Consider the following 22,274-nt stretch of genomic DNA (forward strand, 5'->3'; position numbering starts at 1 on the left):
CCGCTTGACGCGCCGGCTCCGCCACGCCGTGGGCCCGGACGCAGCGGTTACCGCCGACGCCGGTCCGGACGGGATGCTCCAGGCAAGTGTCACGGCACCGGCAGCCGCACTGCCGGCGCTCTCCGCTGCGCTGACCGCCGCCGGGTTCCCCGGCACCGGCACAGGACAGCACGGAAGCGCGGATCCCTTCCTGCCGGCGGAGATCACCGTAACTGCGGTTTAGTGCCCGCCCTGCCGGAGCCTTATTCGTTCAGCCCGTAGCAAAGCGGACACAGGCTGTCCGCAGGCCGGAGTATTTTTAACCCATGAGTCTTGCTCAGGACATCCAACGCGTTGTTGCCCCATTCGAGGTTGTCAGCGACTACCAACCCGCCGGCGACCAGCCCACAGCAATCAAGGAGCTGGCCGAACGCATCCAGGCCGGTGAAAAGGACGTCGTCCTGATGGGCGCCACCGGAACCGGAAAAAGCGCCACCACGGCTTGGCTGGTTGAGAAGCTTCAGCGTCCAACCCTGGTCATGGTGCAGAACAAAACACTGGCCGCGCAGCTGGCCAACGAGTTCCGCGAACTGCTGCCAAACAACGCTGTTGAGTACTTCGTTTCCTACTACGACTACTACCAGCCCGAAGCATATGTCCCGCAGACGGACACCTTCATCGAGAAGGACTCCTCCATCAACGAGGAAGTGGAACGCCTGCGCCACTCGGCGACCAACGCCCTGCTGACACGCCGCGACGTCATCGTGGTCGCCACGGTGTCCTGTATCTACGGCCTGGGCACCCCCGAAGAATATGTCGAGGGCATGGTGACCCTGCGCCGCGGCATGGAAATGAACCGTGACGACCTGCTGCGCCGCTTCGTGGCCATGCAGTACGTGCGCAATGACATGGACTTCCACCGTGGAACCTTCCGGGTCCGCGGTGACACTGTCGAGATCATTCCGATGTACGAGGAACAGGCGCTGCGCATCGAGTTCTTCGGCGACGAGATCGAAAGCATCCAGACCCTTCACCCGCTCACCGGGGACCTCATCCGCAACGAGGAGGAGATGTACGTCTTCCCCGCCTCGCACTACGTGGCCGGGCCAGAACGGATGAACCGGGCCATCAAAGGCATCGAGGACGAGCTTCGTGACCGGCTCGCGGAGCTTGAGGGCCAGAACAAGCTGCTCGAGGCCCAGCGGCTGCGCATGCGCACCACCTACGACCTTGAGATGATGCAGCAGATGGGCTTCTGCAACGGCATCGAAAACTACTCCCGCTGGATCGACGGACGAGGTGCCGGCACGGCCCCGCACTGCCTGCTGGACTACTTCCCGGACGATTTCCTGCTGGTGGTCGATGAGTCCCACGTGACGATTCCCCAGATCGGCGCCATGTATGAAGGGGATATGTCCCGCAAACGGACCCTGGTCGAGCACGGTTTCCGCCTGCCGTCGGCCATGGACAACCGGCCGCTGAAATGGGACGAGTTCCTCGAACGCATCGGCCAGACCGTTTACCTCTCGGCGACCCCGGGCAAGTATGAACTTGGCAAGGCCGACGGCGTGGTCGAACAGATCATCCGGCCCACCGGCCTCGTGGACCCCGAAGTGGTGGTGAAACCCAGCAAGGGCCAGATCGATGACCTTCTGGCGGAAATCCGCACGCGTACCGAGAAGGACGAGCGCGTGCTCGTCACCACCCTGACCAAGCGGATGGCCGAAGACCTCACCGGCTACCTGCTGGAAAACGGGGTGAAGGTCGAGTACCTGCACTCCGACGTCGACACCCTCCGGCGAGTGGAACTGCTGCGCGAACTGCGCCTGGGTGTCTTTGACGTGCTGGTGGGAATCAACCTGCTCCGTGAGGGACTCGACCTTCCGGAAGTCTCCCTGGTTTCAATCCTGGATGCGGACAAGGAAGGCTTCCTGCGCAGTTCCACCTCCCTGATTCAGACGATCGGGCGAGCGGCCCGAAATGTCTCCGGCGAGGTGCACATGTATGCGGACCGGATCACGGATTCCATGGCGCACGCCATTGACGAGACCAACCGCCGCCGGGCAATCCAGGTCGCCTACAACAAGGAACGCGGCGTGGACCCGCAGCCGCTGCGCAAGCGGATCGCGGACATTACCGATTCCCTCGCCCGGGAGGACGCGGACACGAAGGCGCTGCTGGAAGAGGCAGCCCGCAAGAAGACGAAGGGCAAGGCCAAGAACACCCGGAAGGACGGACTGGCCACCGCGCCTGCCGAAGACCTCACAGGGCTGATCGAGTCGCTGACGGAACAGATGCATTCCGCTGCGGCGGAATTGCAGTTTGAGTTGGCCGCCCGGCTGCGCGATGAGGTCGGTGACCTCAAGAAGGAACTGCGCCAGATGCAAAACGCCGGGCACGCCTGAGATAGACTTCTTGGCGGCGTGGGAATCCGGCAATAAGCCGGAACACCCCGCCTTTTCCGTGCTCCGAAAGGTCTGTTTTTATGCCAGCATTGCCTGTCGCCTTCGAGGTCGGCACATTCATCATCCTGGGGCTTGTCCTGCTGTTCGACCTTCTCCTGGTCGTCAAGCGGCCGCATGAACCATCGATGAAGGAAGCCGGCCTGTGGGTCGGTTTCTACGTTGGCCTGGCGCTGCTGTTCGCTGCGATGATGTTTGTCTTCACCGGGCCGGAATACGGCAGCCAGTTCATAGCGGGCTGGGTCACCGAGTACAGCCTGAGCATCGACAACCTGTTCGTGTTCATCATCATCATGGCGCGCTTCGCGGTACCCCGTAAGTACCAGCAGGAAGTGCTGATGTTCGGCATCATCATTGCCCTGATCCTGCGCGGCATCTTTATCCTGGTCGGCGCCGCCGTCATCGAGAACTTCAGCTGGGTCTTCTTCATCTTCGGCGCCTTCCTGCTGTGGACCGCGTACAAACAGGCCACAGACAACGGCGAAGACGAGGACGGGGGCAGCGACAACAAGCTGGTCCGCAAGCTCACCAGCTTCCTGCCCATGACGGAGAAGTTCGATCAGGGCAAAATCCGCACGGTCGTCGACGGCAAGAAGGTCTTCACGCCGATGCTGATCGTCTTCATTACGATCGGCGTGACAGACCTGATGTTCGCGGTCGACTCGATCCCGGCTATTTTCGGGCTCACCCAAAGCGCGTTCATCGTCTTCACCGCCAACATCTTTGCACTGATGGGCCTGCGCCAGCTCTACTTCCTGCTGGGCGGACTTATGGACCGGCTCATCTACCTCAAGCACGGCCTGTCGATCATCCTGGCCTTCATTGGCGTCAAGCTGATCCTTCACGCACTGCACGTCAACGAGCTCCCCTTCATCAACGGCGGCGAATCGGTGGCCTGGGCCCCGGAGATCCCCACGTTTGTGTCGCTGGCCGTCATCCTTGGCACCATCGTCATCGCGACCGTGGCCAGCCTGCTCAGCCCGAAGGCCAAGGCGGTCCAGGCCGTCGCGTCGCTGGAAAACGCGATCAAAACGTACCGCGGGCTGGACGGGGACGCTCCCCGGGACGAGCTCATCCAGGCGTACGACAACGTCTCGGAGACCTACCGCGCTGCCGAAAAGGCTTCCCAGGACCGCCCTGATGTTGAACTTCCTGAGATCTCGGACGATGCCCGGGAACAGTTCCGCGCGGCTGATCCGCGTGGACCCGGAAGCGTTCAGCAGTAGCAGGGCAACGCGCCACACCATGCAAAGGCGGCTCCCCGGTCATAGGCCGGCGGGCCGCTTTTGCCTGTACCGGGGCAGTTTCGGCTGGTGGCGACGACTGGGCGGGACGGCGGTGTTAGCCTTCATTGACAACGACCCTCCCTCCCGCCCGGGAGGGGACACTCACGGCCCCTGAGGGGTCATTTTGTTTCCGTTGACGCTCCTGAGGAGCAAACAATGAACTTCTTTGAAGTCCTATGGTCAATCATCGTGGTGTTTTTCCTCTTCGCCTACCTGATGCTGCTGTTCCAGATCTTCGCGGACCTCTTCCGTGATGACAGCATGAACGGCTGGCTAAAGGCGGTCTGGATCTTCTTCCTTCTGTTTGTTCCGTACCTGACGGCCCTCGTATATGTCATCGCCAGGGGCAAGGGCATGGCCGCAAGGAGCGCCCACCGGATGAGCGAAGCAGAACACCAGAGAGCGGAATACATCCGCCATACCGCCGGAACCCATAACCCTGCCGAACAGATCAGTTCGGCAAAATCCCTGCTCGATGACGGAGCCATCACCCGTGAAGAATTTGACCAGCTCAAGGCCAAAGCGCTGGCCTGACCGTCAGGTCTGCGGAACGGCAATAACCCCTCAGCGGCGGCGCGGAGAGCCGAGCCGCTGCCGGAGGAGCCCCCCGACCGTCCGGGAAGACTCACCCTTGCCCTGTCCGGGCCCTGGGGTGACTGGATAGAGCCGGCCGGCTTCGGTCCGCTTCCGGATGGCAAGGCCAAGCAATGTCCGGGACAGCGTTCCTTCACTGGAACGGGCCTCCAGATCTGGCCCGATCTCGTCGACACCGGCGTAGGTCCAGCCGCTGCCCAAATCGATCAGCGACTGGTGTTGGACATCGGTGTCTCCAGGCTTGAGGCCCACGGCGATACCGCTGGCCCCGGCAGCCGACGCGAGCAAATGGAAATGGTACCTGGTCGTCACCCACTCCTGGTCAGGCCCCAGAGGCAACCCGTGCTGCCAGATGTGGGAAAACGGAATAAACCGGTCGGCAGGAATCAAATCCGACAGGAGCGCGAAGGCTGCGTAATCAACTCCGGGAATCGCTTCCACGTAGCTGACCTGTTTTCCATCGCTGATTGCCCGTTCGATAATTGGCCGGACTGCGGTGACAGCTTTTTCAAAAGTTTCGGCGTCGGTCATGTCATTCTGGATGCAGACAAACAGGCCTTTTGCTTCGGGGGTGTTCCGTGCTATTTCATCCTGTGCGCCAAGAAAAGCATCGTCGATGCCTTGGGAAACGTTGTAGGTTTCCGCACTGCTCGAATCTCGAACAGATACATAGTTGAAATTCTTGAAGACGGCCCGGGGATCTGCCCCGCCGGTGATGACGGGCATCAAACCGTGTCCGGTGGCAAAGAGCCGGGCACCGGTAATGTCCTTCACTGCCCTCATGCCGTCCGTAATCGCCGCGTGATGGGGCCAGACACCGTTGAGGTAACCGCCGCCAATCAGGTGAAGCGACCCAGCTTCCCGGAGCTTGAGCAGGCCAAGGTCGTAGGCTGGGGAGCCAAGATTGGTAACAAGTTCACGGACCCGCGCTCCGATTTCCCCGAATGGCAGGTGACTGGAGTCTAAGACAGCACGCCAGAGCGTATTGGTGACATTCAGTCGTGGATGTAAACCATGAAATAGCGTGGACGCTGATCCCGGCTGTGGGCAATCAAGCCATACCTCCGCCTCGGGAGCGGCCTCGGCCAGATATCTGAGCCAGGAAGCCGTAATGAATTCATCACCAAAGTTCGGGTGACCCGAAGTGCCAATTAAGTACAAGACCGGATGCGCCATGTGTACAGAATAGCCTCACACCGAAGAAATGCAGACTTCGTCACATTCGCACGTTTAATCCTGGTCTGGGCGCACCATGCCGAGCAGGCGGTTGAAGATGCCCTCGCCGTCGTCGGCAATTCCGTCATGATGGAAGTCGGCGCTCTCCCAGACCTGCAGTCCGCGGATAGCCGCTGCGGTCTCGAGGGAGAGTTCCCGGTCCACGTAGATGTCGTCCGTGTAGACGGCGGCAGCAGCTGGGACCGTGTTGCGGCCCAGCTGGTCCAGGTCATAGAGCGCCGGCCAGCCGGACATCGCCGCGAGGACCCCGGCCGTATCCTTGAGCGGGCGCAGGGCCGGGTCCTCGTCGAAGTACCAGGGATACACCATCTCGCCGGTGTACAGCGGCTGCGCTGCCTCCGGCAGGAAGTCGGGACGGGACTGCAGGACCCGGGCCGCAGCCCAGCCGGTGGCCTGGCCCTGGCCGTAGATCGACTCGTGCATCAGGGCATACAGGGGATTGGTGGAGCGGTTTGCCAGATGCCACAGGGCGGTGAGGAACGTGTCAGAAAGCCGCGGACCGTTCCCGGTGTCAACGAAAGCGTCCTCCAGCAGGTGGTGCAGCCCGTCCATGCGGGTGTTGCCGCCCAGGAAGGATCCGGCCATCTGAAAGCGCCGCACGGTCAGCCGTTCGCCGTCGGGCAGGAATTCCGGGACCGACTCAAGGTGCCGGGCAATCCGGGTGGTTAGTTCCCGGTCCGCGGGGTACTTGGCGAAGTACTCCCTGTTGCGGGCAGCGACCCGTGCAAAGGTGGCCTCGTAGACCCGGTCGGCCGGCCCGGTAAGCGGTGCCAGCCCACCCGTGACCAGCACTTCCTTCAGCCCAGCGGGCGCGAAGGACAGATAGGTGAGGGCACAGAACCCGCCGAAGGACTGACCGTAGACGCTCCACGGTCCGGAGCCCAGCGCCGTGCGGATAAGCTCGGCATCCCGGACAATTGAATCGGCGCGGAAGTGCGTGAGGTACTCGGCCTGGGCGGCGGCGTCTCCACGCGCGGCCAGGGTCTGCCGGTTCGCCGGCGTCGAGAGGCCGGTGCCGCGCTGGTCGAGCATCAGGATCCGGAAGCGGCGGGAAGCGGCCTTGGTCCAGCCGCCGAACTGCAGCAGCCGGTTGCCCTTTCCGCCGGGACCGCCCTGCAGGTACAGCAGCCAGGGCAGTTCCTCGGCGCCGGCGACCTCCGGGTCGGAATATTCCCGGGCGAAAACCGTAATCTGTTCGCTGTCCGGCCAGGCATGGTCCAGCGGCACGCTGAACCGGTGCTCCACCACCCGCATGCCCCGGACAGCAACCGGGGCTGACGCGGTGTGCGGAATGCTCACGACTCGGCCGGTGCGCCGAAATCGTCCAGTGCGCCGCCGGAGAGCCGGTACGTGGTCCATTCATCCATGGGTTCGGCGCCAAGGGACTTGTAGAACTGGATGGAGGGCTCGTTCCAGTTCAGGACGCACCATTCCACCCGGGCATAACCGCGCTCGACGGCGAGCTGCGCCAGATTGCGCAGGAGCGCCTTTCCGTAGCCGCGGCCGCGTCCCTCCGGGCGGACGTAGAGATCCTCAAGCCAGATCCCATGGACCCCTTCCCAGGTGGAGTAGTTCAGGAACCACAGGGCGAAACCCTGGATGGCGCCGTTGTCCTCGAGCACGTGTGCAAACACGGCGGGGTGCTCGGCGAACAGATGCTGCTCCAGCGCCTGCGGGGTGTTTTTTACCGCGTCCGGTTCCTTTTCGTAGATGGCGAGCTCATGGATGAGTTCGAGGATCACGGGAACGTCTTCTTTGCGGGCGGGTCTGATCTGCATGATGAACAGCCTAGTCCAGGCGTCCGGCATGGATCACGCGGATGACGGGGCTGCCTGCTTCATCCGAGGCGGCCAGATCCACCTCCGCGTTGATGCCCCAGTCCAGGTGACCGGCCGGATCCTTGAAGATTTGCCGCACCTCCCACTTACCGGGCACTTCCTTGATGATCAGCAGCTGTGGTCCGCGGGCGTCCGGGCCATCATCAATGTCCTCGTGTTCGTTGAAGTAGTCGTCCAGCACGTCGGCCCAGCGGTCAGCATCCCAGCCTGAGCCGCCGTCGAGCGTGCCCAATGCGGCGTCGTCCTCATCGGCGAACAGCTTGACCCGCTGGAACATTTCGTTGCGCACCATCACGCGGAAGGCCCGGGTGTTGGCGGTGAGCTTGTCCGGGGCCGGCGGGAGGACCGGTTCGCTGCCCGCGGATGAGTCGATCCCGGCTGCCAGCTCCTCCCACTCATCCAGCAGCGAGGAATCGGTCTGGCGGACCAGCTCTCCGAGCCATTCGATGATGTCGGAAAGGTCTTCGCGCAGCGCCTCAGGCGGCACGGTCTGCAGCAGGGCCTTGTAACAGTCGGCAAGGTAGCGCAGCACCACGCCCTCGGAGCGGGCCAGCGAGTAGAACGCCACGTATTCGCCGAAACTCATGGCCCGCTCATACATGTCGCGCACAATCGACTTCGGTGTCAGCTCGAAGTCGCCCAGCCAGGGGGCACCGCTGCGGTAGACCTCAAATGACTGGAACAGCAGTTCGGCGAGCGGCTGCGGGTAGGTGACCTCCTCCAGCAGGGCCATCCGCTGGTCGTACTCGATCCCCTCGGACTTCATGGCGGCCACGGCTTCGCCGCGTGCCTTCTTCTCCTGGGCGGAGAGAACCTGACGGGGCTTCTCCAGCGTTGCCTCAATGACCGAGACAACATCCAGGGCGTAGGACGGGCTCTCCGGATCGAGGATTTCCAGTGCTGCCATCGCGAACGGTGAGAGCGGCTGGTTAAGCGCGAAGTTCGGCTGCAGGTGGACCTTGAGCCGGACCTGGCGGCCGTCGGGCTCCGGGGCGGGAAGTTTCTCGACGATCCCGGCCGTCTTCAGCTCACGGTAGATGCCCAGGGCCTTGCGCATGAGCTTCAGCTGGGAGGAACGGGACTCATGGTTGTGGGTGAGCAGGTGCTTGGCGGCACGGAACGGATCACCCGGGCGCTCGAGGAGGTTCAGCAGCATGGCGTGGGTGACGTTGAAGCTGGAGGTCAGCGGCTCCGGGGTGCCCTCCACCAGCTTGGTGAAGGTGGGCTCCCCCCAGGAGACAAACCCGGCCTGCGGCTTCTTCTTTGCGACCTGCCGCAGTTTCTTCTGGTCATCACCGAACTTGGCCTTGGCCTTGGCCATCGCCTTGGCATTTTCGATCACGTGTTCCGGAGCCTGGACGACGACGGTCCCGGCAGTGTCGTAGCCCGCGCGGCCCGCGCGTCCGGCGATCTGGTGGAACTCCCGGACGTTCAGCGGCCGGGTGCGCACGCCGTCGTACTTGCTCAGCGCGGTGATCAGGACCGTCCGGATCGGTACGTTGATGCCGACGCCGAGGGTGTCGGTGCCGCAGATGACCTTCAGCAGTCCGGCCTGCGCCAGCTGTTCCACAAGCCGGCGGTACTTCGGCAGCATGCCCGCGTGGTGGACGCCGATGCCGTGGCGGACCAGCCGGTTCAGCGTTTTTCCGAAGCCGGGGGCGAAACGGAAGCCGGCGATCAGCTCGGCGATCCGGTCCTTTTCCTCCCGGGTGCAGACATTGATGCTCATCAGGGCCTGGGCACGGTCGATCGCTTCGATCTGGCTGAAGTGGACCACATAGACCGGGACCTGCTTGGTGGCCAGCAGTTCTTCCAGGGATTCCTGCACCGGGGTTTCAACGTAGTAGTAGTGCAGTGGAATCGGCCGCTCCACGGAGGTGACCGTGACAGTGTCCCGGTTGGTCAGCTCGGAGAGGTCCGTGGCGATCCGGGTCATGTCGCCCAGGGTGGCGGACATCAGCAGGAACTGGGTCTGCGGCAGCTCCAGCAGCGGAACCTGCCAGGCCCAGCCGCGCTGCGGGTCGGAGTAGAAGTGGAACTCGTCCATGATGACAGTTCCGACGTCGGCATCCGGCCCCTCACGCAGGGCGATGTTGGCCAGGATCTCGGCCGTGCAGCAGATGATCGGGGCGTCCTTATTCACCGAGGAGTCACCAGTGACCATCCCGACGTTTTCCGCACCGAAGATGTCGCAGAGCGCGAAGAACTTTTCCGAGACCAGTGCCTTGATGGGCGCGGTGTAGTAGCTGCGCTCGTCCAGGGCCATGGCGTAGAAGTGCGCCGCGATCGCGACCATGGACTTCCCGGACCCGGTAGGGGTCGCCAGAATGACGTTGTGGCCGGAGACCAGCTCCATCACGGCCTCATCCTGGGCCTGGTACAGGGACATGCCGCGGCTTTCGACCCATTCCAGGAAGGAGGTGTAAAGCTCATCCGGATCGACGGTGCGGGTGGCGGTGGGCCCGGAAGGCAGCTGCTCAAGTAATTTCATCTCATAACCAGCCTAACCGGGTGCGCAAAACTGCCGTTCCGCGGGGCGGCACCCTGCTACGCTCGCGGCATGAAATGGGACCCGGAAAAGTACTCGCAGTTCTCCACCCAAAGGGATCGGCCATTTTTCGATCTCGTCGCCAGGATCGGAGCAGGCGATCCGGCCTGGGTGACGGACCTGGGCTGTGGAACCGGAGCGCTGACTGCGGTACTGGCCGGCCGGTGGCCGGACGCTGCCGTCACGGGACTGGATTCTTCGGAGGACATGGTGCGCGAGGCGCGCGGGATGGCCGGTGTGCCGGGCAACCTCACCTTCGCGCGGCGGTCGATCCAGGACTGGGATCCGGAGCCCGGTCCAGGCGTGCTGGTCTCCAACGCCGCCCTGCAGTGGGTTCCCGGCCATGAGGAGCTCCTGGAACGCTGGGCAAAGCAACTGGATCCCGGTTCCTGGATTGCCGTGCAGGTTCCCGGCAACTTCGGGGGACTGTCCCACGTGCTGATGCGGGAACTGGCGCAGACTCCGCGATGGGAGCCGGCGCTCGCGGGCGTGCTCCGGGGCGAAGACTCAGTCTCCGACCCGGAGCGGTACCTCGAACTGCTCCTCGGTGCCGGCCTGGAGCCCGATGTTTGGGAGACCAGCTATCAGCAGGTGCTGACCGGAGAGGACCCGGTGCTGAACTGGGTCCGGGGAACAGCACTGCGTCCGGTGATGGATGCCTTGCCCGCCGCTGACTATGCCGCCTTCGAAGCCGAGTACGGGCAGCTGCTCCGCAGGGCCTATCCTGCCAAAGCCTGGGGCACTGTTTTTCCGTTCCGGCGCATCTTTATGGTTGCGCAGAAGGCCTAGCGGCTCAGCACAGGCAGCCTGCTACCAGCCGCGCTCCTTCCACTCAGCCAGATGCGGCCGCTCCGCTCCGAGAGTTGTGCCGGGCCCGTGGCCGGGGTGGACAATCGTGTCATCGGGCAGGTATTCGAAGATACGTTCGAATACGTCTTTGAACAGGGATTCGAAACGCTGCGGATCCTTCTGCGTGTTGCCGACACCGCCCGGGAACAGGGAGTCCCCGGTGAACAGGTGCGCCGGACCCTCAGGATCCCGGTAGACCAGGGCTATGGAGCCCGGGGTGTGTCCCCGCAGGCTGATTACTTCCAGGTCAAAGCCGTCGAAATCCAGCACATCGCCGTGTGTCAGCGGCACATCGGTGGGCACCGCAATATCCGGGATGTCTTCGGTGCCGGCGGCGGTACGGGCTCCTGTGGCCGCGACGGTATCGGCGAGCGCCTGGACATGGTCGAAATGGCTGTGCGTGGTGATGATCATCCGCAGTGACGCCTGCGCGGGGCCGCCATAGAGATCATCCGCGCCGTATTCGAGTAGTGCTTGTATGCGTGGGAAATCGTCGGCGGCGTCGATGAGGACCTGGGCGCCGGAGTTCTTAGCGGTGAGGACATAGACGTTGTTGTCCATGGATCCCACAGACGCGCTTCTGATCGAGACGTTCTTCGTATCCAACATGCGGCCTAGTCTAAGCGGCTCACGGTGCCAGGTTGCCCAGGGACACCGTCTCAGATTAACCCTTGCCCAGCCTTCGGTTCCGGGCGTAGTTTCGATGGTGCCGGCGGAGAGCCCCGGCTTTCCCCGGGAGGACTTGTGCTCGTTAGGCTTGCTCGAGAAAACCTGGCGCCCTTCAAGGGTGCTGTTGCCGCCGTCATCATCCTGCAGTTCCTGCAGACCGCCGCCACCCTTTTCCTGCCCACTCTCAACGCGGACATCATTGACCAGGGCGTGGTGAAAGGGGACATCGGGGCAATCCTCTCGATTGGCACCTGGATGCTGGCCGTCACGGCCGCGCAGGTTCTCTGTTCGGTGGCGGCGACCTACTACGCGGCGCGCACGGCCATGCGGGTGGGCCGGAATGTGCGCGGCGCCCTGTTCACCAACGTGGAAACGTTCTCCAGCCGCGAGGTCGGTATATTCGGCCCGCCGTCGCTGATCACCCGCACCACCAATGACGTGCAGCAGGTGCAGATGACCCTCTTGCTCACCATGACCATGATGGTCTCGGCACCAATCATGGGTGTGGGCGGAGTACTGCTGGCCCTGAACCAGGACATCCCGCTGTCCGCCATCCTGCTGCTGATCCTTCCCATACTCTTCGTGATCATCCTCCTGATCCTGCGCCGGCTGGTGCCGCTCTTCCGCCGGGCGCAGCGCCAGATCGACCGGGTCAACGGAGTCCTGCGGGAACAGATCATGGGTATCGCCGTTATCCGCGCCTTTGTGAGGGAGAGAACGGAGAAACAGCGGTTCGACGGCGCCAACACCGACCTCACCGGGACGCAGCTGCGGGTCGCGCAGTATCTGGCCCTGCTGTTCCCGGCCGCCATGCTGGTGGCGAACCTCGCCACCGTTGCCGTCGTGTGGTTCGGTGCCTTCCGGATCGACGCAGGCCAGATGCAGATCGGCGCCCTCACGGCGTTCATCGCCTACATCATGCAGATCCTGATGGCCGTGATCATGTCCATGTTCATGATCATGATGCTGCCCCGCGCCGCAGTCTGTGCCGAGCGGATCTACGAGGTGCTCGATACCGAGACCACCGTCCGGGACGCCCCCGATGCGAGGACGCTGGTGTACGACGGCGGGCGGCTGGCGTTCACCGACGTCGGCTTCACGTACCCCGGCGCCGAAGCCCCGGTGCTGCAGGGCATCAGCTTCGAGGCGCTGCCGGGGCAGACGACGGCGATCATCGGGTCCACGGGCGCCGGAAAGTCCACTCTGCTGAACCTGGTACCCCGGCTGCTCGACCCAACGGCAGGAACGATCAGCATCGACGGGCAGGACGCGGCAGGCGTCACCCTGCACTCCCTGCGCAGCGGGATCGGACTGGTGCCGCAGCGGGCGCACCTCTTCTCCGGAACCATAGCCACCAACCTGCGCTTCGGTAAGCCGCAGGCCACGGATGAGGAACTCTGGGAGGCGCTGGAAATCGCCCAGGCCGCCGGCTTCGTACGGGCTGCCGAAGGCGGACTCGACTATGCGGTGGAGCAGGGCGGCGCCAACTTCTCCGGCGGGCAGCGCCAGCGGCTGGCGATTGCCCGCGCACTGGTGGTCCAGCCGTCCATCTATCTCTTCGACGACAGCTTCTCGGCCCTGGACTTCGCGACCGATGCGAGGCTGCGGGCAGCGCTGAAGGAGCGCACCGGCGGAGCCACGGTCCTTGTCGTGGCCCAGCGCGTCAACACGATCACCGATGCCGCGCGGATCGTCGTCCTGGAGGAGGGGCGGATCGCCGGGATTGGCAGCCATCTGGACCTGATGGGCTCCAACCCCACCTACCAGGAGATCGTCGCGTCCCAGCTCACCCCCGAGGAGGCACTGTGAGCACCCCCGGAGGCCGCGGCGCTCCGGCCGCCAAGCCGGTGAACTTCAGGTCCTCCGCCGCACGCCTGCTGAAGCTGCTGTCACCGGACACCTGGCGGGTCGCCGTCGTAACCGCCTGCGCCGTTGTCTCCGTGGCGCTCGCGGTTACCGCACCCAAGGTGCTGGGCGACGCCACGAACGTGATTTTCGACGGCGTGATCGGCGCCTCGCTGGCCCCAGGCGTTTCCAAGGACCAGCAGGTAGAGGCCCTGCGCGCGGCGGGGGAGCAGCAGCTGGCAGACATGCTCGCGGCCATGGATGCCGTTCCCGGCCAAGGCATCGACTTCAACACCCTGGGGGCGCTGCTGCTCGGAGTGCTGGCGATCTACGTCGCTTCCTTCTTCTTCGGGTGGGCACAGGCACGGGTGACGGCCCGGATCGTGCAGAATGCCATGTACCGGCTGCGGCGTGATGTGGATGCCAAGCTCTTCCGCCTGCCAATGTCCCATTTCCAGCGGGAGTCACGTGGAGATGTGCTGAGCCGCGTCACCAATGACATCGACAACCTGGCGCAGACACTCTCGCAGAGCATCACCCAGGTGATCACGTCGGTACTGACCATCATCGGGGTGATGGGCATGATGCTGTGGATCTCGCCGCTCCTCGCCCTGATCGCCGTCGTCACCGTTCCCGTCTCCGCCCTGGTGACCGTCCTGGTCGCCCGGCGCTCGCAGGTCCAGTTCAAGGCACAGTGGAAGACCACCGGCGAGGTCAACGGCTATATCGAGGAGATGTTCACCGGACAGGACGTCGTGAAGGCCTTTGGGCAGCAGGAACGCGTCGTGGAAGGGTTCGCCCCCGCCAACGAGCGACTGTATTCCTCGACCTTCCGGGCGCAGTTCGTCTCCGGCATCATCATGCCGACCATGATCTTCATTTCGAACCTCAACTACGTAGCCGTCGCCGTTGTGGGGGGAATCCAGGTGGCGGGCGGTGCGCTGTCCATCGGCAGCGTGCAGGCGTTTGTGCAGTACAGCCGGCAGTTCAGTCAGCCGCTGGGGCAGCTGGGCGGGCTCATCAACATGCTGCAGTCCGGCGTCGCCTCCGCCGAACGTGTCTTCGCCCTCCTGGATGCGAGGGAGGAAAATCCGGATCCGGTCAACCCGGTGGCACTGCGCCAGGTCCGCGGTGACGTGGCGTTCCGGAACGTTTCCTTCTCCTATTCTCCGGACGCCCCGCTGATCAGGGACCTGTCCTTTGAAGCGAAGCCCGGTCAGACGGTGGCAATCGTGGGACCAACCGGGGCGGGCAAGACCACCCTTGTGAACCTCTTGATGCGCTTCTACGACATCGACTCCGGGGAAATCACTATCGACGGCGTCAACACCATGGACATGCGCCGGGACGACGTGCGCCGCAGCATCGGCATGGTGCTCCAGGATGCCTGGCTCTTTGAGGGGACCATTCTCGAGAACCTGGCCTATGGCGCCCCGGGGGCCACGGAAGAGCAGGTGATTGCGGCGGCAAAGGCCACGTATGTCGACCACTTCGTGCGCTCGCTGCCGGAGGGCTATGCCACCGTCCTCACGGCGGACGGCGCGTCCCTGAGCCAGGGGCAACGGCAGCTGATCACCATCGCCCGGGCCTGGCTGGCGAATCCCGCGATCCTGGTGCTGGACGAAGCCACCAGCTCAGTGGACACCCGCACCGAAATCGCGATCCGGCAGGCGATGGGCGCACTGCGCGAAGCGCGCACCTCCTTTGTGATCGCCCACCGCCTCTCGACGATCAGGGACGCCGACGTAATCCTGGCCGTCCGGGACGGCAGAATCGTGGACCAGGGGACTCACGCGGCGCTCCTGGACGCGGGCGGCTTCTACGCGGAGCTCTACCAGTCCCAGTTCAGCGAACCAGCCACGCCCGCCGAACAGCCGGAGTAACCGGCCTGCCGCGCCCGCGCATGGCAGGATTGAAGGAGGCTCCCCGCACCTGTGGGAGGGCGGCTCGGCTGTAAGGCCCGGCAGTGACAAGCAGCAGCAATAAATAGAAAGCGGTGGCATGGACGACGGCGTGCTCTCCTGGGTGCGGATCGACGGATCAAGTTCCGTGCCGCCGTTCGAACAGCTGAGGCTGCAGATCCTCGACGCCGCCAATGACGGCAGCCTGCCGGTCGGCACCCGGCTTCCTCCCGTCCGGACGCTTGCAGCGCAGCTGGGCCTCGCGGTCAACACGGTCGCCCGGGCATACCGGGAACTTGAACAGGCCGAAGTGGTCACCACCCGGTCCCGGGCCGGCACCGTCGTGGCGGCATCCGGGGATAACGGCCAGCGCCGGGTGGCTGAAGCTGCCCGCGTTTTCGCTCACACGGTAAAGGCAAACGGGATGGACCCTAAGACGGCCCTGTCCTATGTGGAGGCAGCCCTACGCCACGGGTGAACACGGCCGCCCTCGAAGACATGTTCGAGTTGGGATTGTTCTAGAGTGGAAAGCGTGTCTACCGCGACTTCACTCACCCCTGGCCAAACACCGCACCCCGGCGGCGACCTTTCGCGCCTGATCGTTAAGGGAGCCAGGGAACACAACCTCCGCAACGTTGACCTGGACCTGCCCCGGGACGCGATGATCGTTTTCACCGGCCTCTCAGGCTCCGGTAAGTCCTCCCTGGCATTCGACACGATCTTTGCCGAGGGCCAGCGCCGGTATGTGGAATCGCTCTCCTCCTACGCGCGGATGTTCCTTGGGCAGGTGGACAAGCCCGACGTCGACTTCATCGAAGGCCTGTCGCCGGCAGTGTCCATCGACCAGAAGTCCACCAGCAAGAACCCGCGCTCCACCGTCGGCACGATCACCGAGATCCATGACTACATGCGCCTGCTCTGGGCGCGCGTGGGCACCCCGTATTGCCCCGTCTGCGGTGAGCCGGTCAGCCGGCAGACCCCGCAGCAGATCACTGACCAGCTCCTCGAACTTCAAGACGGCACCCGCTACCAGATCCTCGCGCCGGTGGTCCGGGGCCGCAAGGGAGAGTTCGTTGACCTGTTCAAGGACCTCGCGGCGAAGGGCTACTCCCGGGCCAAGGTCGACGGCAAGCTGATCCAGCTCTCCGACCCGCCGAAGCTCGGCAAACAGTACAAGCACACCATCGAGGTCGTCATCGACCGCCTGGTCGCCAAGGAAGGCATCCGGCAGCGGCTCACCGACTCGGTGGAGACCGCACTGGGACTGGCAGACGGCCGCGTCCTCGCAGACTTCGTCGACGTCGAGGAGGCCAGCCCCGAACGGACCCGGTCCTTCTCCGAACACCTCGCCTGCCCGAACGAGCACCCGCTGGCCATCGATGAAATCGAGCCGCGGTCCTTCTCCTTCAATAACCCGTTCGGTGCCTGCCCGGTCTGCACGGGCATTGGCTCACGGCTGGAAGTGGATGAAGAACTTGTTGTCCCCAACCCAAACCTGAGCCTCGCGGCCGGCGCTATCGCGCCGTGGTCCATGGGCACGGCCACGACGGAGTACTGGAACCGGCTGCTCGACGGCCTGGCCAAGGACATGGGCTTCTCCATGGATGTCCCGTGGAAGAAGCTGCCCCCGAAGGCACGCGAGGCCGTGCTGCACGGCAAGGACCACAAGGTTGTTGTCCAGTACAAGAACCGGTTCGGCCGCGAACGCAAATACAGCACGGGCTTCGAAGGCGTGATCGGCTACATCCAGCGCAAGCACCAGGAAACCGAGTCCGAAAGTTCGCGGGACCGCTACGAGGAGTACATGCGGGAAACCCCGTGCCCCGAATGCGGCGGCGCCCGGCTGAACCCTGCGTCCCTCTCGGTGCTGATCAACGGGCGCAACATTGCCGAAGCCAGTGCCATGCCGCTGCGCGACGCGGCGGACTTCTTCGAGAACCTGGTCCTGACCCCGCGCGAAGCGAAGATCGGTGAGCAGGTGCTCAAGGAGATCCAGGCGCGCCTCACGTTCCTGCTCGACGTCGGCCTGGACTACCTGAGCCTGGACCGTCCGGCCGCCACCCTCTCCGGCGGCGAAGCGCAGCGCATCCGTCTTGCCACCCAGATCGGCTCGGGCCTGGTGGGCGTGCTTTACGTCCTTGACGAGCCCTCAATCGGCCTGCACCAGCGGGATAACCGGCGGCTGATCGAGACCCTGGCCCGGCTGCGCAACCTGGGCAACACGCTGATCGTTGTGGAGCACGACGAAGACACCATCCATGAGGCCGACTGGGTTGTGGACGTCGGACCCGGGGCGGGGGAGGCCGGCGGCGAAATCGTCCACTCCGGCCCGTTGTCCGAGCTGCTGACCAACACCCGGTCCATTACCGGCGACTATCTGTCCGGACGGCGGAAGATCGAGATCCCGGCCAAGCGGCGCAAGATCGAAAAGTCCCGCCAGCTGAAAATCGTGGGCGCTCGGGAGAACAACCTGCGCAACCTCGACGTCAGCATTCCGCTGGGCGTCTTCACCGCGGTCACCGGTGTGAGCGGATCGGGCAAGTCCACCCTCATCAACGACATCCTGTACCGCGTCCTCGCCAGCAAGCTCAACGGCGCCAAGCACGTTGCCGGGCGGCACACCCGGGTGGACGGGCTGGAGCACCTGGACAAGGTCATCCACGTTGACCAGAGCCCCATCGGGCGTACCCCGCGCTCCAACGCGGCCACCTACACGGGCGTTTTCGACCACATCCGGAAGCTCTTCGCCGAGACCAATGAGGCCAAGGTTCGCGGCTACCTCCCCGGCCGGTTCTCCTTCAACGTTAAGGGCGGACGCTGCGAGTCCTGCCACGGCGACGGCACCCTGAAGATCGAAATGAACTTCCTGCCGGACGTTTACGTCCCGTGCGAGGTCTGCCACGGCGCCCGGTTCAACCGGGAAACCCTGGAAGTCCACTACAAGGGCAAGAACATCGCCGAGGTCCTGAACATGCCGATCTCGGAAGCCGCGGAGTTCTTCGCGGCCTTCAGCCCGATTGCGCGCCACCTCAACACCCTGGTGGATGTCGGCCTGGGATACGTTCGCCTTGGGCAGCCCGCGACCACCCTCTCCGGCGGTGAGGCGCAGCGCGTGAAGCTGGCAGCTGAGCTGCAGAAGCGCTCCAACGGCCGCAGCGCGTACGTGCTGGATGAACCGACCACGGGCCTGCACTTCGAGGATGTGCGCAAGCTGCTGATGGTCCTGCAGGGACTGGTGGAGAAGGGCAACACCGTCATCACGATTGAGCACAATCTGGACGTCATCAAGAGCGCGGACTGGATCGTCGATCTGGGGCCCGACGGCGGAACCGGCGGTGGCCAGGTTGTTGCCTCCGGCACGCCCGAGAAGGTAGCCAAGACACCCGCCAGCCACACCGGCAGGTTCCTGGCGGAAATCCTCAACTGACACCGTCCGCCCTGGCCTGAGGGCATGGGAGCCGGGCCCCGCCCGGCTCCCCAAAACCGGAAGACATATTCCCGGCGCGTTATGCCTTTTTCGCACCGGCGCCTGACTGTGGGAAACTTGGCCGGTGATAGAACTCCGGCTCCTGGTCCTATTTGATCTCGATGGCACCCTCGTGGACCCCGCCGGAAGCATAACCGGCGGCATCAGCGCCGCACTCTCCGACTCCGGACTTCCAGTCCCGCCAGCGGCGGAGCTGGACCGGATGGTCGGGCCGGCCCTGGCTGAGTCCCTGACCCGTATCGCCGGCGTCCCGGCGGAGAAGCTGGACGCGGTGATTGGCCGCTACCGTGCCGGGTACCGGGAGAGCGGAATGGCGGCCAGCCGGCCGTACCCCGGCATCCGGGCAGCAGTGGAAGAACTGCGCGGTGCCGGCTGCACCGTGGCGGTGGCGACACAGAAGCCGGAACCCATCGCCAAGGAACTGCTCCGGGTCCAAAAGCTCGACGACCTGTTTGCCTCCATCCACGGATCCCCGGCGGATGAGCAGGCTGCGGCCACCGACGGCAAGGTTTCCATCATCAGGGCTGCCCTGAACCAGCACGCCGGAAAGTATTCCGCCGCGGTCATGGTCGGGGACAGGCTGCATGACGTCGAGGGCGCTGCCGCCAACTCGATTCCGTGCATCGGCGTTTCCTGGGGCTTCGCCGCCGAGGGCGAGCTGGAAGCCGCCGGGGCGGCCGCCGTCGTCGAAACACCTGCGGAATTGAAGGCTGCCATCGTGGACGCCGCGGGCCTGGCAGGTGCACATGGCACTCTATGACCTCACCCGGTCCAGCACCCGCGGCCTCATTAAACTGTGCCGCCCCACGCTCACCGGACTTGAAAATGTCCCCACCTCCGGCCCGTTCATCGTTGCCTCAAACCATTTGTCCTTCCTCGACAGCGTCCTCATCCAGGCACTGATGCCGCGGCGGGTCGGTTTCTTTGCCAAGGCCGAATACTTCACCACCCCGGGCCTCAAGGGCGCCGCGATGCGCAGTTTTTTCGAAAGCGTCGGCTCCATTCCGGTAGAGCGGGGCCAGCAGGCCGCCAGCGTGGCGGCACTGAAATCCCTCCTGGACGTGCTTGAAACCGGCGGCGGTATAGGCATCTATCCCGAAGGCACCCGTTCCCGCGACGGCCTGCTTTACCGCGGCCGCACCGGCGTGGGCTGGCTGGCCCTGACCTCCGGTGCGCCGGTGGTCCCCGTCGGCCTGATCGGCACCGAACGGCTGCAGCCTGCCGGCAAAAAGTGGGTCAAACCGCAGTCCTTCACCATGTCCGTGGGCCGGCCGCTGTATTTCCAGAAGACCGGACCCGGGCACGCCCTTCCGGAGCGTCGCCGGGTGACCGACCAGGTCATGGATGCCGTCGCCGATCTCTCCGGCCAGGAACGCGCCGCCAGCTACAACCAGAACAAACCCGACGGCGCCTGATCCCGCCTGGTCATCCAGCCTCCTGCTTCCGCGGGCGGCGAAACCGGCCACGCCGTCGTCCGGCGGGCTGCCGGGTCCGTCTTAGGATGGAGACGTGGCAGATCCAGTAACTTACCGCCCCCGGGCGGGAGAAATCCCGACCGAACCCGGGGTATACCGCTTCCGGGACGAACACCGCCGGGTAATCTACGTGGGCAAGGCCAAGAACCTTCGCTCCCGGCTCAATTCCTACTTCGCCAACCCCCGGCAGCTGCTGCCCAAGACCCGCGCCATGGTCTTTACCGCCACCAGCGTCGAATGGACCGTGGTCGGCACCGAGCTGGAGGCCCTGCAGCTCGAGTACACCTGGATCAAGGAATTCACCCCCCGGTTCAACATCATGTTCCGGGACGACAAGTCGTATCCCTACCTGGCCGTCACCATGGGGGAGAAGTACCCCCGTGCGCAGGTCATGCGCGGCGACCGGCGGAAGGACACCCGCTACTTCGGCCCCTTTTACCCCGCCAAGGCGATCCGCGAGACGCTGGACACCCTCCTGCGCGTTTTTCCGGTCCGCACCTGCAGTGCCGGAGTGTTCAAACGGGCGGAACGCACCGGACGTCCTTGCCTCCTGGGCTACATCGACAAGTGCTCCGCGCCCTGCGTGGGACGGATCAGCGCCGAAGACCACCGTGCCCTGGCGGCGGAGCTCTGTGCGTTTATGTCCGGGGAGGGTAAACGCTTCGTCTCCGACCTCGAGAAGCGGATGCGGGACGCCGTGGCCGAACTGGACTACGAATCCGCCGCCCGGATCCGGGACGACATCGCCGCCCTGAAAAAGGTCTTTGAACGTAACTCCGTCGTCCTGTCCGAGGACACGGACGCCGATATCTTCGGGCTGGTCCAGGACGAACTGGAAGCTTCCGTCCAGGTCTTCCATGTGCGCGGCGGCCGGATCCGCGGGCAGCGCGGCTGGGTCGTGGAAAAGGTCGAGGACACCGACACCGGGGAAATTGTCGAGCATCTGCTGCAGCAGGTCTACGGGGAAGCGGCCATGGCCGACAGGATCCCGCGCAGCGTGCTGGTCCCGGTCCTGCCCGAAAATACGGAAGAGCTCCAGATCTGGCTGCGCGGGCTGCGCGGATCGAACGTGAAGATCTCTGTTCCCCAGCGCGGGGACAAGAAGTCGCTCATGGAGACGGTCACCCGCAATGCCGAAGACGCCATGCGCCTGCACAAGAGCCGGCGCGCAGGGGACCTGACCACCCGGTCGGCCGCGCTCTCCGAGCTGCAGGAGGCGCTGGAGATTCCCGTGCCGCTGCTGCGCATCGAGTGCTACGACATTTCCCACGTCCAGGGCACCAATGTTGTGGCCTCCATGGTGGTGGCCGAGGACGGGCTGATGAAGAAGCCGGATTACCGGCGCTTCTCGATCACGGGCGACGCCGCCCGCGATGACACCGCGTCAATGTACGACGTCATTTCACGGCGCTTCAAGCATTATCTCGCGGATAACTTTGACCCCGCTGCCCAAGTGCCCGACGGCGGAGACGTCCAGGACGGCATGCCGGACGGGGCCCCGGGGCCGGAGGAACCCGTCGCGGACACCCTCACCGCGGCGCCGAAGGCAAAATTCGCCTACCCGCCCAACCTGGTGGTGGTCGACGGCGGCAAGCCGCAGGTCGCCGCCGCCTCCCGCGCACTGGCAGACCTCGGCATCACCGACGTCTACGTGGTGGGCCTGGCCAAGCGGCTGGAGGAAGTCTGGGTTCCGGAGAGCGAATTCCCCGTGATTCTGCCCCGGTCCTCCGAGGCGCTGTTCCTGCTGCAGCGGATCCGCGATGAAGCACACCGCTTCGCGATCACCTTCCACCGGCAAAAGCGCGGCAAATCCATGACGGCCTCCGCCCTGGATAATATTCCGGGCCTGGGCCCGGCGAAGCAGAAGGCGATCATCAAGCACTTTGGCTCCGTGCGCCGGCTCAAGCAGGCAACCACGGTGGAGCTAATGGAAGTTCCGGGGATCGGTCCGGCCATGGCTTCCGTCATCCAGGCAAACCTCGCCGGCGCCGCCGCTGACGCGGCGCCCGCCGTCAACATGGCCACCGGCGAAATAATCGAATCTTAGCTAGGCTTGGGAGCGCCGGTGGACGGCGGCCGGAACCGGCCGCGGTGACACCGGCGAC

The 22,274-nt window shown here is 64.5% G+C and carries 16 protein-coding genes and 1 pseudogene; 12 read left to right on the plus strand and 5 right to left on the minus strand.

Going from position 1 to position 22,274, the window contains the following annotated elements:
* The 4 genes and pseudogenes from RTN46_RS09035 to RTN46_RS09050 form a co-directional block, all read left to right on the plus strand.
* A partial coding sequence (locus RTN46_RS09035) for a hypothetical protein (protein ID WP_312180712.1) occupies positions 1-223 on the plus strand: 223 nt, incomplete at its 5' end.
* Positions 224-305: 82 nt separating this feature from the next.
* Complete coding sequence (gene uvrB / locus RTN46_RS09040) at positions 306-2,384, plus strand: excinuclease ABC subunit UvrB (protein ID WP_312180714.1); 2,079 nt, start codon at positions 306-308, stop codon at positions 2,382-2,384.
* Positions 2,385-2,464: 80 nt separating this feature from the next.
* Positions 2,465-3,460 (plus strand): annotated as a pseudogene (locus RTN46_RS09045) (TerC family protein); the annotation flags it as partial.
* Between the two features lie 423 nt (positions 3,461-3,883).
* The gene (locus RTN46_RS09050) at positions 3,884-4,261 is read left to right on the plus strand and encodes an SHOCT domain-containing protein (RefSeq protein WP_312180716.1); all 378 of its coding nucleotides are present in this window, start codon (positions 3,884-3,886) and stop codon (positions 4,259-4,261) included.
* A gap of 30 nt (positions 4,262-4,291) precedes the next feature.
* Here the strand turns inward: RTN46_RS09050 and RTN46_RS09055 are convergent, their stop codons facing one another.
* The 4 genes from RTN46_RS09055 to RTN46_RS09070 are packed head-to-tail and all read right to left on the minus strand — an operon-like array spanning position 4,292 to position 9,886.
* Positions 4,292-5,497: a polysaccharide pyruvyl transferase family protein gene (locus tag RTN46_RS09055; protein ID WP_312180718.1), complete on the minus strand. Its 1,206-nt coding sequence runs from the start codon at positions 5,495-5,497 to the stop codon at positions 4,292-4,294.
* A gap of 54 nt (positions 5,498-5,551) precedes the next feature.
* Positions 5,552-6,811, minus strand: coding sequence for an alpha/beta fold hydrolase (locus tag RTN46_RS09060; RefSeq protein ID WP_312180743.1), 1,260 nt, complete (start codon positions 6,809-6,811; stop codon positions 5,552-5,554).
* 41 nt (positions 6,812-6,852) lie between these two features.
* A complete protein-coding gene (locus tag RTN46_RS09065) occupies positions 6,853-7,338 on the minus strand; it encodes a GNAT family N-acetyltransferase (RefSeq protein ID WP_312180745.1) in 486 nt (161 codons plus the stop codon).
* 7 nt (positions 7,339-7,345) lie between these two features.
* Entirely contained in the window at positions 7,346-9,886 is a 2,541-nt protein-coding gene (locus RTN46_RS09070; RefSeq protein ID WP_312180720.1) for a DUF3516 domain-containing protein, read from the minus strand.
* Positions 9,887-9,955: 69 nt separating this feature from the next.
* Between RTN46_RS09070 and RTN46_RS09075 the strand changes: the two genes are divergently transcribed.
* On the plus strand, positions 9,956-10,732 hold the full coding sequence (locus RTN46_RS09075) for a trans-aconitate 2-methyltransferase (protein ID WP_312180722.1): 777 nt from the start codon (positions 9,956-9,958) through the stop codon (positions 10,730-10,732).
* A 21-nt stretch (positions 10,733-10,753) separates the two neighbouring features.
* Here RTN46_RS09075 and RTN46_RS09080 read toward each other — a convergent pair whose 3' ends face one another.
* Positions 10,754-11,401, minus strand: coding sequence for an MBL fold metallo-hydrolase (locus RTN46_RS09080; protein ID WP_312180723.1), 648 nt, complete (start codon positions 11,399-11,401; stop codon positions 10,754-10,756).
* Positions 11,402-11,536: 135 nt separating this feature from the next.
* On the opposite strand from RTN46_RS09080, the gene RTN46_RS09085 reads away from it, so the two are divergent.
* The 7 genes from RTN46_RS09085 (at position 11,537) to uvrC (ending at position 22,216) form a co-directional block, all read left to right on the plus strand.
* On the plus strand, positions 11,537-13,270 hold the full coding sequence (locus RTN46_RS09085) for an ABC transporter ATP-binding protein (RefSeq protein WP_312180724.1): 1,734 nt from the start codon (positions 11,537-11,539) through the stop codon (positions 13,268-13,270).
* Positions 13,267-15,189 (plus strand): ABC transporter ATP-binding protein, encoded by a 1,923-nt coding sequence (locus RTN46_RS09090; protein ID WP_312180725.1) that lies wholly within the window; start codon positions 13,267-13,269, stop codon positions 15,187-15,189. Before RTN46_RS09085 ends, RTN46_RS09090 begins: the two co-directional genes overlap by 4 nt.
* Before the next feature lie 118 nt (positions 15,190-15,307).
* Positions 15,308-15,685, plus strand: coding sequence for a GntR family transcriptional regulator (locus RTN46_RS09095; protein ID WP_312180726.1), 378 nt, complete (start codon positions 15,308-15,310; stop codon positions 15,683-15,685).
* A gap of 54 nt (positions 15,686-15,739) precedes the next feature.
* Entirely contained in the window at positions 15,740-18,634 is a 2,895-nt protein-coding gene (gene uvrA / locus RTN46_RS09100) for an excinuclease ABC subunit UvrA (RefSeq protein WP_312180727.1), read from the plus strand.
* A gap of 124 nt (positions 18,635-18,758) precedes the next feature.
* The gene (locus RTN46_RS09105; protein ID WP_312180728.1) at positions 18,759-19,454 is read left to right on the plus strand and encodes an HAD hydrolase-like protein; all 696 of its coding nucleotides are present in this window, start codon (positions 18,759-18,761) and stop codon (positions 19,452-19,454) included.
* On the plus strand, positions 19,441-20,109 hold the full coding sequence (locus RTN46_RS09110) for a lysophospholipid acyltransferase family protein (protein WP_312180730.1): 669 nt from the start codon (positions 19,441-19,443) through the stop codon (positions 20,107-20,109). The genes RTN46_RS09105 and RTN46_RS09110 overlap by 14 nt, the downstream gene beginning before the upstream one ends.
* Positions 20,110-20,203: 94 nt before the next feature.
* Positions 20,204-22,216: an excinuclease ABC subunit UvrC gene (gene uvrC / locus RTN46_RS09115; RefSeq protein WP_312180732.1), complete on the plus strand. Its 2,013-nt coding sequence runs from the start codon at positions 20,204-20,206 to the stop codon at positions 22,214-22,216.
* Positions 22,217-22,274 lie beyond the last annotated feature (58 nt).

Origin of the sequence: Arthrobacter sp., from assembly GCF_031988865.1 — a bacterium.
Lineage (GTDB): Bacteria > Actinomycetota > Actinomycetes > Actinomycetales > Micrococcaceae > Arthrobacter_B.